Source organism: Streptomyces cellostaticus (assembly GCF_001513965.1).
GTDB classification, from domain to species: domain Bacteria; phylum Actinomycetota; class Actinomycetes; order Streptomycetales; family Streptomycetaceae; genus Streptomyces; species Streptomyces cellostaticus.
In genome coordinates, this window is record NZ_KQ948021.1 from 350823 (window position 1) to 367335 (window position 16513).

Sequence of the window (16513 nt, forward strand, 5' to 3'; positions counted from 1 at the left end):
CCCGGGGGTGCGCGAACCGTTACCCGGCAAAACCGGGTCCCGTGGGCCGGGTCAGGCGGGCTTCTCCAGCAGGTAGTACGTCAGGAAGCCGCACCTGGCCCGCGTTTCCGCGTCGACCTGCTCCTCCACCGCGCGCATCGCGTCGATGTCCTCGGCGCAGAAGTCCCGGTGCGGGAAGTCCGCGTAGCGCGGGTCGAGCGCTGTCAGCCTGCCGCGCAACTCGCCGTACAGGGCGTCGAGTTGCGGGTCGCCGGGGTTGTAGTACTTGGCGCGCCCGAAGAAGAGGTGCGCGCCGTCCACAGCCGCCACCCTCAGTCCGAGCTCCGCGGCGAGGCCGGGTATCGAGATGTCCTCGTGGTCGTCCTCGTAGACGCGTTCCTCCCTGCTCACGGTGGACAGGAACGAACGGAACACCGGACCGTGCTCGTTGGGGACCGCCACCAGGATCCAGCGGTTCGACTTCGCGGCACTGAGCTCGAGGAAGGCGCGCTGGCCCGCCGGGTCGAAGTGCTCGATGACGCCGACGTGCAGGACCAGGTCGGCCGGTTCGAGCCCGTCGACGAAGTGCGGGTCGTCGAAGTCGCCGTTCAGCAGCTCCGGCGGGGCGGCGCCCAGGCTCTTCGCGGCGTGCTGGGCGAGCTCCAGGGCCATCGGATCGCGGTCCACGCCGACACAGCCGACGCCCTCCGCCTGCAACTGCAGCAGCAGGGTCGCCGAGCCGCAGCCGAGTTCGAGTGCGGTGCGCAGCCGTCCACCGGACCGGCCGGTGCACTCGCGCAGCAGCCGGTCGCGGACCGTCAGCAGGGACTGCCACTTGGCGGGTTGCCACCCCCGGTAGTCCTCGCCGGGGTGATGCTCCAGGAAGTCCTGGAAGTCGTTGAGCTCGTCGCTCCAGTAGGACATGTGGGACTCCTCGGTCGGCGGGTTCAGGGCATCAGCGACACGCCGTTGAGGCGCGGCACGAGCTGGAGTTCGCGGATGTCCGGCTGCTTGAGCATCCACATCAGCCAGCGCTCGACGCCCATGCCGAACCCGGCCGTGTGCATCGGGCTCTCGGCCTTCATCCGGACGTACCAGTCGTAGTCCTCCGGCGGCACCTGGTGGTGCTCCAGCGCGCGCAGGGTGTCCTCGCCGCCGACGTGCCGCTCGCCGCAGCCGATCACCTCTCCCGGGCCGAACAGCAGGTCGGCGTTGAGGGCGGACCGCTGCCCGCCCGCGGCGTACGCCTGGTAGAAGGGCACAGAGAGGTGGTCGTAGTGGGAGACCCACACGAAGGGGCTGACCTCGCGCAGCAGGCGGTGCTCGCCGTGTCGGGTCAGCGTCCGCCAGCCCTGTGCGTGGGTGACGACCGCCGCGGGGTCGTCACCGAGGAGGGACACCGCCTCGTCGAAGGTCAGCCGTACGAACGGGTCGGTGGTCGCCATGTGTTCGATGTGGGACAGGTCTCCAACGACGGCGCGCAGTTCGTCCGCGAGCTCGGTGAGCGCCCGGCGCGCCAGGTCGCGGACGTACTCCTCGCTCACCCGCATCACGTCGTCGAGCCCGCCGGGGATCTCTGCCTCACTGTGGAAGAACTGGTTGAGGTGGGTGCTGTCGGCGTCCTCGCCGCGGAAGCTCGGCATCAGGTACCACGCGCCGGCCTCGCTGAGACGGCAGCCGTACTCCAGCATGAACTGCATGGAGTCGGCCAGGTAGGTGCGCTGGCCGAACATGTCGACGCTGACGGGCTGGCTGTCGCTGCCCAGTCCCATCGGGCTGGAGATCGAGTTGGTGGTGATGGGCAGGTGCAGGCATCGTGCGCCGCGCGCGGACCAGAAGTCGGTGGTGGCCCTGGTCGACAGGTCCTGCAGGTCGACCACGAGACGGTGCAGCGGGTTGTCGAGGATGTGCAGAAAGCGGTCCGGATGCGGACGCCACCCGACGGTCTCGCGGGTGAGGATCTCGGTCATGACGGTGTGTCCAATCATTCGGCGGGCCATGGGTCGGACAGATGTGGCCCGGGTGGTGTCAGGAAGTCAGAGCGCGACGGTCATGCGGGGTCGATGGCGACGTGCAGGGCACGGGTCGCCGACAGGGCGTTGAGCAGGGCCAGTTCGGCCGTGTCGCCCCCGGCCGACAGGATCGCCACCGCCGCGGACTGGTCGCGCACGGTGTGTACGGTCTGTCCGGGGGAACGGGTGGGGTGCAGCACCACGTCGCCCTGGTGGGCGTCGAGGCGGTCGAGGCCCTCGATGCCGGCGAAGACGCCGGTACGCGGGGCGTACAGGGGAACGCTCGCGGTGCCCCCGGTGGGGGCCGGCGGCCGGTCCAGCATTCCGGGCCGGATGTCCAGAGCCATCTCGACCATGGCTTCGTAGAGGTCGGCGCCGAGGACCTCCGACATGTGCTCACCGCACGGACCGCCGGGAATCCGCGGATTGATCTCCACGACCTCGAATCCGGAGTCCGTCAGGATGAACTCGGTGTGCGCGAAACCGTCGGAGTAGCCGACCGAGTCGAGCACACCGGTGATCCACTCGGCGATCTCGTCCCTCGTTGCGGCGGGGAACGCGACGGGGAAGGCCAGCGCCTCCTCGCGGCATATCGGCTCCGGTGACATGATGCGGCCCGAGATGCCGAGCAGTCGCGTGTCCCCGTGCCAGGAAAGAGTCTCGGCGCTGTACAGCGGTCCGACGAAATACGATTCGGCCATCAGGCGACCGGTGGGGTGGGCGTCGCGCAAGGTGCCGCGAAGCCCGTCGAACTCTTCCTGCGACCGGATCAGCCAGACGTTCTGGCTGGAGCTGCCGGCGGTGTCCTTCACGACGAACGGGCTGCCGACCGCCGCGGTGAGTTCGTCCCAGCGCGCGGTGGCCGGGTCGGCCAGGACGCCGGCCCCCTTGGAGAGTCCCGCGTCGGCCAGGTGGGCGCGCAGCCGCCGCTTGTCGCGTACCAGGCGCACAGCCTCCGCGGCCGGCCCGCGAAGGCCGAGCCGGGCGATGACGTCCAGGGTGAGCATGTCGGTCTTCTCGACGGGACCGATGACACCGGCCACCTCGCCGATCGCCTCCAGTGCCGCGGTCACGGCGTCGGGATCGCGGGTGTCGACGTCGTGGACGACCAGACCGCCGGTTCCGGTTCTCTCCAAGTCGTAGGAGTAGATCGCCCGGTGGTCGGTGAGCAGGTGGAGCGTGGCGCCCTTGCGTGCGGCAGCTGCGGCGAGCCGGCCGACGCCGAAGAACATCCACTCGATCGTCACCAGATTCTTCACGTGCGGACCGTTCCTTTCGGAAAGCGGGTTCAAATGGACCGCGCATATGTGAGCGACGTATCGCTCATTCATCGCGATCGGCCATGACAATGCCGCCCAGGAAGGCGTCTGGGGGGCGCTCGTCATGACTTCACGCTAGGGATGAACGACGGCGTCCGACAAGGATGTCGGGCGGTCACTGGTCAATGCACTAATGATGACTGGGACATCCTCCAGTGTTGCCGAATGAGAGGGGGTCCCGGCTTGACGGCGCGTCGGTGGGCTGCCTAGTTTCACCTCGGCGAAGCACCGGGAACTCCCGCCTCTGCGGGCCCCGTTCGCCCGGGCTTTTTCTCGCGACTCGCGAGATGAATTCAGTGAGTCAGTGGATTCATCGATCCTCATGGATGCATCGCATCCTTCGGTCGCGTCTGCCGGACAACGGCACGAGTGGATCCGACAAACCCATCGGAATGGAGAACGGTATGGGCTCCGACCAACCCCGTGGACCGAGGCGGATCTCGGTCTTCGACACCACCCTCCGGGACGGCGAACAAGCCCCGGGCAACGCCATGTCGGCGCGCCAGAAGCTGGAGATCGCGCTGGCGCTGGAGGCACTGGGCGTCGACGTCATCGAGGCGGGATTCCCCAGTTCCTCGGCCGACGACTTCCAGGCCCTGCGGCTCATCTCCGACGCGCTGACCACGGCGCGCGTCTCCTCGCTCACCCGGGCCTGCCGGGACGACATCCAGGCGGCGGTGGACGCGGCAGGTGTCGAGCGCCACCACATACAGGTCATGGTCACCGGCAGCGACATCCACCTGCGCCACAAGCGGGGCATCACACGGGAGGAAGGGCTGCGCGAGGCCGTCGAGGCGCTGCGCTTCGCCCGGTCCCTGGGCCTCGACGACATGTCGCTGGCCATCGAGGACGCGAGCCGCGGGGCGGACGACCTGCTGCGGCCGCTGATCGAGGCCGGGCTCGCCGAGGGAGCGGGGACGGTCGTCCTCGCCGACACGACGGGTCACATGGTGCCCGCCGAGTTCGGGTCCCTGGTGGCGCGGGTGCGCTCGTGGATACCGGACCGGGTCACGCTCTCCGTGCACTGCCACCACGACATGGGTCTGTCCCTGGCCAACGCCCTGGCCGGGATCGAGGCGGGCGCCGACGAGGTGCAGACGACGTTGGCGGGCATCGGCGAACGGGCCGGCAACACCCCCCTGGAGGAGCTGGCCGCGGTCCTCGCCTACAAGGGCGACCGGTTCGGTGCCACCACGTCGATCGACACGACCCGGCTCTACGAGGCGTTCGGGCTGCTGTGCCGGACCATCGGCCTGGTCCCGCCGCGCAACAAGGCCATCTTCGGCGACAACGCCTTCGCCACCCAGGCGGGCATCCACCAGGCGGGCATCCTGCGCAACCCGGTGACGTACGAGTATGTGGAGCCGGAGCGGTTCGGGCGTACCAGGTCGCTGCTCGTGGGGCGGCACTCCGGCCGCGCGGTGATCCGCCATCTGCTCGGCGAGCTGGGCGTGCCCTTCGGCGACGCGCTGGTGGAGTCCGTCTACCAGGAGCACGTGGCCGACCGCAGCGACGGCACGTGCCTGTCCGCGGACGACCTCAAACGGCTGCTCCAGGAGCTGCCGGGCCTGCGTGCCGACGCCGCGCTGTCGCAGACGGGTGCCTGATGGGACGGGCACGCACCATCATCGACAAGATCTGGGACGATCACGTCGTCCACTCGGCGGACGGTGGCTCGGACCTGCTCTATGTGGACCTCCACCTGGTGCACGAGGCCAGTTCGCCCCAGGCCTTCGACGGCCTGCGGCGCGAGGGCCGCACCGTGCGCCGCCCGGACCTGACCCTGGCGGTCGAGGACCACAACGTCCCGACCGACAGCCTGCTGATCCAGGACCCCCTGGGCCGCGCCCAGGTCGAGGAGCTCCGGCGCAACTGCGCCCGGCACGGCATCGAGCACTTCACCCACGGCTCGGCCCGCCAGGGCATCGCGCACGTCGTCGCCCCGGAACTGGGCCTGGTGCAGCCGGGCATGACCGTGGTGTGCGGCGACAGCCACACCTCCACCCACGGCGCGTTCGGCGCGCTCGCCTTCGGCATCGGCACCAGCGACGTCGAGCACGTCCTGGCCACCCAGACCCTGCCGCTGCGCCGCCCGAGGACGATGGCGGTGAGGTTCGCCGGGACCACACCCGCCGATGTGACGCCCAAGGACCTGGCGCTTGCGGTGATCGCGCGGATCGGAGCCAACGGCGCCCGCGGCCATGTGGTGGAGTACAGCGGGGAAGCCGTCGAGGCCATCTCGATGGAAGGCCGCATGACGATCTGCAACATGAGCATCGAGGCCGGCGCCCGCGCGGGTCTCATCGCCCCGGACGAGACCACCACCGCGTACCTGAGGGGCCGCCGGCTGGCGCCGGCCGGCGCCGGCTGGGAGCGGGCGGCTGCGTTCTGGCGGGAGTTGCGCACCGACCCCGGCGCCGAGTTCGACCGTGAGGTCACGGTGGACGTCTCGGGGCTCACGCCGTTCGTCACCTGGGGTACCAACCTCGGCCAGGCCGTTGCGCTCGGCGCAGCGGTGCCGGACCCGGAGTCGTTCACCGACCCGGGCGAGCGGGCCGCGGCGGTCCGGGCCCTGGAATACATGGGTCTCGCCCCCGGCACCAGGCTGCGTGAGGTCGCCATCGACACGGTGTTCCTCGGCTCGTGCACCAACGGCCGGATCGAGGACCTGCGCGCCGCCGCCCGCGTCCTGCGCGGCCGCACGGTGGCCCCCGGGGTGCGGATGCTGGTGGTGCCCGGCTCGATGGAGGTCCGGCGGCAGGCCGAGGAGGAGGGACTGCACGAGGACTTCCTCGCGGCCGGAGCGCAGTGGCGGCTCTCCGGCTGCTCGATGTGCATGGGCATGAACAGCGACCGGCTGCGGGGCGGCGAACGCGTCGCGTCCACCTCCAACCGCAACTACGAGGGCCGCCAGGGCGACCGGGCCCGTACCCACCTGGTCTCACCGGCCACCGCCGCGGCGTCCGCCGTGGCGGGACGGCTGGCGTCGCCCACCGAACTGGACGGGGGCCTGTGATGGAACCACTGACCGAACACACGGGGCGGGCGATCGTGCTGCGCCGCGACCACGTCGACACCGACCAGATCGTCCCCGCCGCGTTCTGCAAGCGTCTGACCAAGAGCGGTTACGACGACGCCCTGTTCGCCCACTGGCGCGAGGACCCGGACTTCGTCCTCAACCGGCCGGCTGCGCGCACGGCGTCCGTGCTCGTGGGCGGCGCCAACTTCGGCACCGGCAGCTCCCGGGAGCACGCCGTGTGGGCGCTGCGGGACTGGGGGTTCGCCGTGGTCGTCGCGTCGAGCTTCGGCGACATCTTCCTGCGCAACGCCCTCAAGAACGGGCTGCTGGCCGTCGCCCTGCCCGCCGAAACGCTCGGCGCGCTGGCGGACGCCGTGGAGGCCGACCCGGATCTGGCCGTCACCGTGGACCTGCACCGGCTCGAGCTGCGCGCGGCCGGCGGGTGCCATCCGTTCACCGTGGACAAGCACGCCCGCTTCCTGCTGCTGAACGGTCTGGACGACATCGCGGTCACGCTGCGCGGGCAGGACGCCGTTCTCCGCTACGAGCGCGACCGCAGGCCCTGGCTGCCGTCGATGGCCCCGGGGAGCCTCACCGGGGAGCCCATGTCCTCGCGGGGCCGGCGATGACCGCGTCCGCCGCCCCCGAGGCGCCGGCCCGGCACATCGCACGGCGGGCGCAGGGCCTGCGCGACGGTGCGCTCGCGCGCCTGCTGTCGCTGGCTCAGGAGGCGGGTGCCGCAGACCTCGCCGTCGGCACACCACTACTGCCCGCCACCCCACCGCCGGTCGTGGACGCGGCCGTCAGCGCGCTGCGCGCCGGACGCAACCAGTACGAGTCACCGGCGGGGGCGGCGGCGCTGCGTGAACGGATCGCGCGGTCGCTGTCCACGCCCGCCGATCCGCGGACCGAGATCACGGTCACCGCCGGTGGTACCGAGGCGCTGTGCGTCGCGCTCCAGGCACTGGTGGACCCCGGTGACGAGGTCGTGGTCCTCGAACCGTTCTACGAGAATTTCCTCGGCGCGATCACCCTGGCCGGCGGCGTGCCCCGGTTCGTCCCGTTGGAGCCGCCGCTGTGGCGGTACGACTCGCGGACGCTGCGCCGCTCCTTCGGACCGCGCACCAGGGTGATGCTGCTCAACACCCCGGCCAACCCGACCGGCCGGGCCCTGGATCTCGACGAGCTCAACGAGATCGCCGCGCTGTGCGAGCGCTGGAACACCACCGTGGTCAGCGACGAGGTTTACTCGAGCCTGGTCTACGACGGCGCACGGCATCTGTCGGTGGCGGACGTCCCGGCGCTGCGCGACCGCAGCGTCGTGATCGGTTCGCTGTCCAAGAGCCATGCCGTGAGCGGATGGCGGCTGGGCCACCTGCGCGCCCCCGCCGACCTGACGGCGGTCCTGCGCCGGGTGCACGAGGTCACCACCAGCGGCACCGCCGCGCCTCTTCAGGCGGCCCTCGGGAGCACCGGTCTGACAGACGCAGGGACGTCCGAGCGGCTGAGGCAGCTCCAGTCGGCGCGGGACCGGACGGTCGCCCTCTTCGAGCGCCTGGGCCTGCGGTTCGGATCGATCCAGGGCGGGTGCTTCGCGTTCGGCCGGATCGACGGGGTCACCGACGAGGACGGAGAGACGTTCGCCGCCCGGCTGCTTCGCGAGCACGGCGTGCTGGTCGCACCGGGCAGGCCGTTCTTCGCCACCGCCGAACGGGCCCGCCCCTATGTGCGCATCGCCTTCAACCGCCCCCCGGACATGCTCGACGACGTGGAGCGCCGCCTCTTCGGCAGCCGACGCACGGCATCGGCTTCGGCTTCGCAGATTCGGAGTACACCATGACAGTCATCTCGGTCATCGCCGGCGACGGGATCGGCAGGGAGGTGGTGCCGGAGGCCATCGAGACGCTGGACGCCCTCGGGCTCGGCCTGCGCTACGACGTGCTGGACCACGTCAACGCGCAGTCGTACCTGCGTACCGGCGCGGCCCTGTCCGACAGTGACCTGGACCGTGTACGCGCCAGCGACGCCACCTTGCTGGGGGCCGTCGGTGATCCGCGGGTCACCTCGCCCGACTACGCCCGCGGCGTGCTGCTGCGGCTCCGGTTCGAGCTGGACCTGTATGTCAACCATCGCGCGGTGACGCTGCTGCACGACCGCCTCAGCCCGCTGCGCGACGAGAAGCGACGGGGCATCGACTGCGTGATCGTCCGGGAGAACACCGAGGGCCTGTACGCGGGCATCGGCGGTGCGCTGCGCGGCTCCTCGGAGCTGGAGACCGCCCTCGACGTGGAGGTGAACACCCACGCCGGGGTCTCCCGGGTCATCGCCTACGCGTTCTCCATCGCCCGTACCGGGGTGTGCCTGGTGGACAAGTCGAACGCGGTACCCCACGGCGGGCGGCTGTGGCAGCGCTGCTGGGCGGAGCAGTGCGCGCAGTGGCCAGGCATCCACGCCACCCACCAGTACGTCGACACGGCAGCGATGCGTCTGGTGGCCGATCCGACCGCGTTCGACGTCATCGTCGCCAACAACTCCCACGGGGACATCCTCAGCGATCTGGCCGCCCAGCTCGGGGGCGGGCTGGGCACCGCGGCCTCGGCCAACCTCAACGCACGCACCGGCTTCGGCCTGTACGAACCGGTGCACGGAAGTGCTCCCGACATCGCCGGCACCGGTTCGGCCAACCCCGTGGGCGCGGTGCTGTCGGCCGCGTTGATGATCGAGCACCTCGGTCATCCGCAGGAGGCCCTGGCCGTGCGCAGCGCGGTCGCCCGCAGCATCGCGGACCGGCGCTGCACTCCCGACCTCGGCGGCACTCTGACGACTCGTCAGGCGGGAGCCGCCATCCGAGCCGCGCTCGACTGACGCGATACGTCTGCCCTGATCCTCTCCGCCCACGACGTCGTGCGAGCCCATGATGAACACATCACCACAACCTCCCCTCCGTCATGAACAGAGGGCCGTGATCCCCTTGGCGCAGGGCGGGGTGCCCCGATGAGCGTCAAGGACGCGGTGGAACTCCTGCTGCGCAGCGGCGCTTCGCTGGTGAGCGCCCATGAGCACGCGGGCAGCGAACTGGTGCACCACCGCGAAGGCGTCGAACACCGCTACCAGCAGAGTGTGGACACGCTCATGGGCCTACTGCGGTCGGTGGCCCGGCAGCACATCGGCGCTGCCGTCGGCCCGGTCGGGGCCCTGGTGCTGCCCATGCCGTTCTACCGGGCGCTGAAACCGCAGGGCGCACCGGTGGATCCCGCGACGTGCACGGACGTCATCCGGCAGCGCAATCTGCGCCTGCTCGACGACTGCGCACGGTACCGCGACCGGCACGGGCCGGACGGAGGGGTTCCCATGGCTGCGGCGCTGGTCGACCCCTTCCGCAGCGCTGAGGACTTCGCCGCCGAACTCCGCCATCGGCGCGATGAGATCTTCGCGCTCAAGTGGCATCCGCCCGCCCTGGAAAGCCCGGTGGACGACCACGTGGCGGCGGGTTACCTGGACCTGTCGGCCGAGTGGAACATCCCCACGGTCATCCACTGCTCGCCCACCGGGCGGCTGGGCGACCTGGACGAGATCCGGACCCATGCGCTGCCGGTCGCGGCGAGGGCGGGAGTACGGGTGAGCATCGCGCATCTCGCCTTCCTCGCACCGGAGTTGCCGACGGTGCTCGACCAGCCGGGAGTCTTCGCCGACCTGGGGCCGTGGGAGGCGGTGTGCGAACGCACCGTAGGCCGGCCGGACCCGGCGCTCGCCGACCGTCGCCTCGCCTGCGTGATGGAGCGCAACCCGGATGCGCTCATGTTCTCCCTCGACACCCCCTGGCACCTCCAGCCCTGGGACGACGGCCGGGTGCTCGGCGCGAGCGTGGCCGACGCCGTGACCCGCGTCCGCGCGGCCGGCGAGATGGCCGGCCTGGACAGCGCGGCGCTGCTGCACGGCACCGCGCTGCGGCTGCTGTTCGGCCCGGGCGCGGACGCATGACCGACGGACAGCCAGATCACGGACGGAGCTGACGTGCACACCACTACCCACAGGACCCTGCCGAACCGATCCCGGACGTTCGACCCGGACCGCATCCTCGACCCCGAGGTGCTGCTCGACCCCATGCCGTTCTACACCGCGATGCGCACACACGATCCCGTCCATTGGAATCCGGCGACCCGAAGCTGGTACCTGACGCGCTATCACGATGTCGAGCGCTTGCTGCGGAACGACCACCTCGGCGCCCGGGACAAGTCGGCCGCGCTCGCCGCGATGACGGCCGAGGAACAGGCGGCCTTCGCGCCGGTCGAGCGGTTCCTGCGCAAGTGGCTGGTCTTCTCCGACCCTCCGTATCAGAGCGCGGTCCGACGGCACGTCCAACGGGTCTTCACACCTCACGCCGTCTCCGCCCATGGGGCGGCGCTGGAGGACGCCGCGTACCGCCGCACGGCGGTCCTGGGGAGCACCGGCGCCGATCTCCTGCGTGACGTGGTGCGCCCCTACACGCTCGACGTCATCTGCCGTTTCCTCGGTATCCGTGAGGACGAGCGGGCGACGGTGCTGGGCTGGTCGGACCAGGTGATGACTTACCTGAGCACGGCCGAACTCGACATTCCGGCCGCGCTCGCCACGGGCGCAGCCATCGACGCCCTCACCACGTATGTGACGGACAGTGTGCTGCCGCGGGAAGAGGGACCGGTGGCCGCCCTCTTGCACGGCCTCCATCAGGACGGTCGCCTCGCTGCGGACGAGGTGACCGCGACGTTCACCCAGATCCTCACCGGTGGAGTCGATCCGGTGGCGAACGCGGCGGTCCACGGGCTGGTGATGCTGGCCGAGGCCCCGCGACAGCGTGCCGTGCTGGATGACGGGGAGGCCGGCTGCACCGCAGCCGTGGAGGAGACGCTGCGGCTGTCTGCACCGTTCCACTTCGCGCCGCGCACGGCACTCGACAGCGTCGAGCTCGGACACGGCAGGACGGCGGCCCCGGGAGAGCGGGTGGTGCTCGTACTGGCCGCCGCGAACCGCGACCCGGCGGTGTTCGACCACCCCGACGCCTTCGACGTCGGGCGGCGTGGGCCCCGTCACCTGTCCTTCGGCCGCGGCGGGCACTTCTGCCTGGGCTCCGTGCTCGCCCGGCAGTCGATGGCGGCACTCTTCCGGGCCTTTCACGCCTCGTGTCCCGACGCCGGCCCGGGCACCCTGCGGCCCGTACGCCGGGCAGCCTTCGGATCCACCTCGTTCGACGCGGTCCCGCTGTTCGTCTGACGAGCGAGGCGTACGAGCAGGTCGGCGCGGACGCCGGACGAGCCCGCCCTCGGGCGACTGCCGAGGGCGGGCTCGATGTTTCGGTCCGCCGTAACGGCGGCGGGACGACACGGACGCGGACGGGACTCACCCGGAACCCTGCGCCCCGAGCGACAGTTCGAGCAGCAGGCAGCGGGCACGTGCTTCGGAGAACTCGCAGATGAAGCCCCTCGGCGTGTAGATGACCTCACCGGCCCGCAGCCTGAGGGTGAGCGGGCCGAGGGGTTCCGGCTCGTGCGCGGCGTCAAAAGGGCTGACCCGTAGACGGAATCCCCCGCGGATGGTGAGCAGCAGCGTGTCCGATTCCGTTCGGTAGATGAGCTCGGGATCGCTGCCGCTTCCGCGGGCCGACAGCGCCCGGCAGGTGACGGTGACCGCCTCGCCGAGCAGCTCCTTCAGTCGCGCGGCCAGCCGGCCGGGTGGCGAGCCGTCGCCGGCGTCGGCGGCCGACTGCCGCTCGTAGTGGTCCGACAGGGTCTCCACCACCGCGTCCGCACCCCGCGGCCAGACCACGACGACTCGGCCGCGGTGCTGGATCGACAGGCACAGGACCACGTCCGACAGGAACGCCTCAAAGTCCTCAGCGGACAGTGGCATCCGTCCAGCCCTTCCCACGTGCAGCGGTAGCGGATGGGCCCCGCCGTGCCTGACGGGAGGCGCGCATCCTGGAATCGGCGGAACGGACGCAGTGTTCGTGATCACAGTGGTTGCGGCGCTGCCGTTCCGCCGGCTCCGGGGAATCCAAGGCGCCCGATTCCCCGGAGCACACGCCGGTCATGTGCGATCCGGGACCGGCTCGCGAGCCCGGAACGTCCGTCTCCGCACGGGAGCCCGGCACCTCCGGGTCCTGACCCGGGTCAGGGGGACGGGAACCAGTCAGCCGATCTCGACCTCCTCCTTCCCGGAGTCGGTTTCTCCGCGTCCGTCAGCCTTGGCGGCCACGACGGTTCGCGAGCGATCTCAGTGGTGGTGGCCTCCCCACCCCGTGTCCCCAGCCTCGACCACCGATGCCGATCCGCCCGTGTGAGGGGAGATGTCGTGCGTGACCGCCTGCTTACCGACCACCACGAGCACCGCCGCGAACACAAGGGCGATGACCGGCCGAAGGATTCTCATGGCTCTCCTCATGGGTTGGCGGGGCGCTCTCCAACGGGCGGCCCCGCAGCTCGGAATGACTCGTGATCATTGTTGCTCCGGCGCGGACCCCGGCCCGCCGGGCCGGCCGTTCACCAAGCTGCCGAGCATCAAAGCGAACAGGGAAGAAAAGGTGTATGGAAGACAAAACACTCACCCCCGTCCTGAGCGAGAACGACATGACGGTTTATCAGTGGGTGCTGACCTACCGGACGTGGGACGTGGATCGGGCAACAGCGGACCTGGGACTCGGCCGGACGGCCGTGGGGCGTTCGCTGCGCGTACTGCAGAACGCCGGGCTCGTCCGCGTCGATCCCGCTGAGCCGTCACGGGTCAACGCGCTGGACCCGGATCTGGTGGCGTCCGTGCTCACCCGGCCGCTGCGTGAAAGCATCCAGGAGAGCCAGGAAAGCCTCTTCCAAGTCGAGCGGGACTTCAGCAGGTTGAGGAGCTACTACCTGGATGCCCAGGCACATGGCTCCGATGGCGTGGAACTCATCCCCACGGTCGAAGAGGTGCGCGCCGCTCTGGACCGCGCCTCCGTGAGTGTCTCAGAGGAAATCCTCACCAGCCAGCCCGGCGGAAACCGGGTGCCGGAGGTGCTGGAGGAAGCATGGCAACGGGACACGGTGCTGCTGGCCCGCGGTGTCCGCATGCGGACGCTCTACAGCCACACAGCGAGGTTCAACGCCCCGAGCCAGGCCTACGTGGCCCGAGCCACGGCACTGGGCGCCGAATACCGCACAGCCCACGAGCTCTTCGGACGGCTCATCGTCTTCGACAAGAGCCTGGCCTTCATCCCAGAGCATCAGGACACCTGGGGAGCCGTGGTCATCAGGGAGCCGTCGATCGTGAGCTACCTGCGCTCGGTCTTCGAGCACACCTGGGCCTACGCCGAGCCGTTCTCGGACGCCGGAGCCCAAGGGCTCAAGAGAATCGCGAAGGAACTGGACGAGACCATCCTGCGGCTGCTGGCGAGCGGCTTGAAGGACGAGTCGATCGCACGCCGCACAGGCATGTCGCTGCGCACCACACGCAAGCACATCGCCGACATCATGCAGACACTCGGCGCGGACAGCCGCTTCCAGGCAGGAGTCCTGGCGGCTCAGGCGGGCCTGCTGCCACCGTCCCCCGAGCCGACTCCGACGGAGACAAAGCCGAGAGAGGACGCCTGAGGCAGACCAGGGTTCGCGCCGTCTGTGCCGCGCCGATGCCCGGCTTCGCGGCGATCGCCTTCGTCATGGCTCACTCGGTCGGGTAGTTCGGACGGATCCCCGGCGAGCTCCGCACCCTCCTGCTCGCGCGGCGACAGCCGATCACCCTGTCGGGGACGGCCCTGCGCCGGGAGGTTCCAACTCCTCGACCGCGGCATTCAGTTCCGGTATACCGCGGTGCGTGCAGCACGATCCGTTCTGTCGCGATCTCGTTGGCTTCGTAGAACTCACGCGGCAGCGTGGTTTTGCGTCGTTCGGTGACGCCCGCTGGTGGTAGCGCTCCCACCAGCGGGCACCGCTCATCCTGGGGTACCCGGGGCCCCATCCCGGTGAACGGAATGGCCGCTGGGCTCCCTACGTCGCGCTACTTCAGCAACCAGCCCTGGTTGGAGGCTGCCCAGCAGTCCCAGATCTGCAGCCCCTGCGCCGCCGCGCCCGTCCGAAGAAAGACGGTCGGGCTGGTCGACCTCGTCATCCGGGAGGTGGACAGCCTGTGGGCAGGCGAGGTGATGCAGGGGGTACAGAGCGAGGAGGCCGAGCACCGGCGCCGAGGTGGTGGTGACTCCGCCCCACGGAACCACCACCGACACCCTGCGCTGGCTGGACGACGCGTCCAAGCGCGGCTCCGACGGAATCATCCTGGTGGTCACCGACCTCACCCCGGCGCAGCGCATCGGCGTCAAGTCCCTTGATATTCCTATGGCGTTGGTTGACCCGGTCGGCAGCCCCGACGCAGGGGTGCCGACGGTCGGCGCGACCAACTGGCAGGGCGGCATGGCCGCGACCCGGCACCTGCCCGACCTGGGCCACCGCAGGATCGGCATCCTGCAGGGCTTGGAGAAAGCCCTGTGCGCGCGGGCGCGGCTGGACGGATACCGCGCAGCACTTGAGGGGGCCCTGGGCGCATACGAGGCGATCCGGCAGGCCGGGCTACGAGTCGCGACCGACGTGAGCATCGTCGGGTTCGACGACGTCCCGAACGCCGCTTGGGCGTCCCCGCCGCTGACCACGGTGCGTCAACCGGTGCGCGAAATGGCGGCCCTTGCCACCCGCATCGTGCTGCAGGGCGCGGACACGGTGCTCCCCGGCCCCACGCTGCGGATGGAGCTTGCCACACACCTGGTCGTCCGGGAGAGCACCGGACCCGCACGCGGGATGTCCACCACCTGAGTCGGTGCCCACCTCTGTCCGGCGGGCACCGGTCGCTGGGCGAGGCGTGCGCCGATCTGACGACGGTTACGCTCGTCCCGTCCATGGTCATGGTGGCGCTGCGTTCGCCGACCGGGATGGTGAAGGCGCTCGTGCGGGCCGCGGGACGAAGAGGTGCGCTGCGCTGGGGAAGGTGTCGGCCATAGGCCTTGCGCCGGAAGCTACTTGACGTCGACGTAGTCGTCGGCCGACGTGGAGGCGGCGGTGGTGGTGTTGGCCGCGAAGGAGAAGCGGTAGGAGCCGTCGGCCGTGGCCTTGGTGGTGGTCTTGAGCGCGCCGCCGGCGCCGCTGGTGACCGTTTTCAGGGTGGCGTAGGTGTGGCTGCCCTTCTTGCGGTACTGGAGCAGCACCTTCTGTCCTGTGTAGCCCGCGTACGTGCCGTCGTTCCAGTTGGCGCGCTTCAGCTTGCCGGTGACGGTGATGGTCTTGCCCTTCTTCACCGGTTCCGGGGTGGCGTCGAGGGTCAGTTGGGAGGCCTCCTTGATCCTGGTGGTAGCGACGTCGTCGTTGTAGCTGGCGTTCGCGTAGAGGTCGTAGCCGCCGAGGAACAGCTTCCAGGTCCCAGCGACACCGTTGTTCTTCAGATCGGAAGCCGCGTTGATGTGGAAGACGGCCTTGCAGCTGTAGACGCCGGTCCGGGTCGTCGACTCGGTGCAGACGGGGTCGTCGCCGGTGCCCAGAGAACCGGTGATGGTGTCCGTGCTGGAGCTGTCGGTGCCCTGCCAGAGAAAGGCTTCCGTGAGCGCGACGCCGCTCGAACTGGTGGCGGTGTACGTGACGATGACGGTCTTCTTGGTGGTGACGCCCAGGACGATGTCCTTGCCGCCGTTGATGACGGCCTTCGAGAAGGTGATGTTGCCCAGCGAGGTGTCCGGGTGGGCGGTCTTCGCGGTGAAGGCGCCGAGCCTCGCGGACGCACCCGGACGCTCCGCCGCCTGAGCGGCTGCCGGAAGAGCGAGCGCGGACACGACGATGGCACCGGAAACAACAGCGGCCGTGGCATGCGTACGCATGTGAATCCCCCTGGTATCGAGAGTGGCCCGCCGAAGTACCTTCCGGCCGGGCCTGTTGACGTGTGCAAATCGGTCGAAACCGATAGAGACGAAGCCTCGGGCCGTGCGGCACGTTGAGGGCTTGAATCTCACCGGTGCACAGTACGCAGCGCACGGCACGGTCCCGCATCCGTGCAATCACGCAGTCCACTACGCAAGTCCGCCGCAGAACCCGCTGAACGGGCCGGCATGAGCAACACCGCCCGAGCACGCGCGGTCCGCCATCACCATGCCGGGTCTGGTGCGAGGGGGATGCTTCCAGCGGGTAAGCGGTGTCGGTGGGTGG

At 70.1% G+C, this 16513-nt stretch carries 15 protein-coding genes; 9 read left to right on the plus strand and 6 right to left on the minus strand.

Annotated features, from left to right (window positions below):
• Positions 1-51: 51 nt before the first annotated feature.
• The 3 genes from AQI88_RS16565 to AQI88_RS16575 all read right to left on the minus strand — a co-directional run bounded on the left by AQI88_RS16565 (position 52) and on the right by AQI88_RS16575 (position 3250).
• On the minus strand, positions 52-903 hold the full coding sequence (locus AQI88_RS16565) for a class I SAM-dependent methyltransferase (protein WP_066999018.1): 852 nt from the start codon (positions 901-903) through the stop codon (positions 52-54).
• Positions 904-926: 23 nt separating this feature from the next.
• Positions 927-1949, minus strand: a complete 1023-nt coding sequence (locus tag AQI88_RS16570) for an asparagine synthetase A (protein WP_079057606.1) — start codon at positions 1947-1949, stop codon at positions 927-929.
• 80 nt (positions 1950-2029) lie between these two features.
• The gene (locus AQI88_RS16575; protein ID WP_079057607.1) at positions 2030-3250 is read right to left on the minus strand and encodes an ATP-grasp domain-containing protein; all 1221 of its coding nucleotides are present in this window, start codon (positions 3248-3250) and stop codon (positions 2030-2032) included.
• 464 nt (positions 3251-3714) lie between these two features.
• Here AQI88_RS16575 and AQI88_RS16580 point away from each other — a divergent pair, with 464 nt between their 5' ends.
• The 7 genes from AQI88_RS16580 (at position 3715) to AQI88_RS16610 (ending at position 11579) form a co-directional block, all read left to right on the plus strand.
• Positions 3715-4917 carry a LeuA family protein gene (locus AQI88_RS16580; protein ID WP_066999021.1) on the plus strand — a complete coding sequence of 401 codons (1203 nt, stop codon included), beginning with the start codon at positions 3715-3717 and terminating at the stop codon, positions 4915-4917.
• On the plus strand, positions 4917-6326 hold the full coding sequence (leuC, locus tag AQI88_RS16585; RefSeq protein WP_066999024.1) for a 3-isopropylmalate dehydratase large subunit: 1410 nt from the start codon (positions 4917-4919) through the stop codon (positions 6324-6326). Before AQI88_RS16580 ends, leuC begins: the two co-directional genes overlap by 1 nt.
• A complete protein-coding gene (gene leuD / locus AQI88_RS16590; RefSeq protein ID WP_066999027.1) occupies positions 6326-6958 on the plus strand; it encodes a 3-isopropylmalate dehydratase small subunit in 633 nt (210 codons plus the stop codon). Before leuC ends, leuD begins: the two co-directional genes overlap by 1 nt.
• Positions 6955-8169, plus strand: coding sequence for a pyridoxal phosphate-dependent aminotransferase (locus AQI88_RS16595; RefSeq protein WP_066999030.1), 1215 nt, complete (start codon positions 6955-6957; stop codon positions 8167-8169). The genes leuD and AQI88_RS16595 overlap by 4 nt, the downstream gene beginning before the upstream one ends.
• The gene (locus AQI88_RS16600) at positions 8166-9194 is read left to right on the plus strand and encodes an isocitrate/isopropylmalate dehydrogenase family protein (protein ID WP_066999033.1); all 1029 of its coding nucleotides are present in this window, start codon (positions 8166-8168) and stop codon (positions 9192-9194) included. The genes AQI88_RS16595 and AQI88_RS16600 overlap by 4 nt, the downstream gene beginning before the upstream one ends.
• Before the next feature lie 129 nt (positions 9195-9323).
• Positions 9324-10310 carry an amidohydrolase family protein gene (locus AQI88_RS16605; protein WP_066999036.1) on the plus strand — a complete coding sequence of 329 codons (987 nt, stop codon included), beginning with the start codon at positions 9324-9326 and terminating at the stop codon, positions 10308-10310.
• 33 nt (positions 10311-10343) lie between these two features.
• Entirely contained in the window at positions 10344-11579 is a 1236-nt protein-coding gene (locus tag AQI88_RS16610) for a cytochrome P450 (RefSeq protein WP_066999039.1), read from the plus strand.
• 126 nt (positions 11580-11705) lie between these two features.
• Here AQI88_RS16610 and AQI88_RS16615 read toward each other — a convergent pair whose 3' ends face one another.
• Positions 11706-12215: a hypothetical protein gene (locus tag AQI88_RS16615; RefSeq protein WP_066999042.1), complete on the minus strand. Its 510-nt coding sequence runs from the start codon at positions 12213-12215 to the stop codon at positions 11706-11708.
• A 363-nt stretch (positions 12216-12578) separates the two neighbouring features.
• The gene (locus AQI88_RS45940; protein ID WP_159050345.1) at positions 12579-12734 is read right to left on the minus strand and encodes a hypothetical protein; all 156 of its coding nucleotides are present in this window, start codon (positions 12732-12734) and stop codon (positions 12579-12581) included.
• A 155-nt stretch (positions 12735-12889) separates the two neighbouring features.
• Here AQI88_RS45940 and AQI88_RS16620 point away from each other — a divergent pair, with 155 nt between their 5' ends.
• Together AQI88_RS16620 and AQI88_RS16625 are read left to right on the plus strand one after the other, a co-directional pair.
• Positions 12890-13927: a helix-turn-helix transcriptional regulator gene (locus AQI88_RS16620; protein WP_066999045.1), complete on the plus strand. Its 1038-nt coding sequence runs from the start codon at positions 12890-12892 to the stop codon at positions 13925-13927.
• A gap of 597 nt (positions 13928-14524) precedes the next feature.
• Positions 14525-15136 (plus strand): substrate-binding domain-containing protein, encoded by a 612-nt coding sequence (locus AQI88_RS16625; RefSeq protein ID WP_159050347.1) that lies wholly within the window; start codon positions 14525-14527, stop codon positions 15134-15136.
• Between the two features lie 200 nt (positions 15137-15336).
• Here the strand turns inward: AQI88_RS16625 and AQI88_RS16630 are convergent, their stop codons facing one another.
• Entirely contained in the window at positions 15337-16188 is an 852-nt protein-coding gene (locus tag AQI88_RS16630) for a hypothetical protein (RefSeq protein ID WP_066999052.1), read from the minus strand.
• Between the last annotated feature and the right edge of the window lie 325 nt (positions 16189-16513).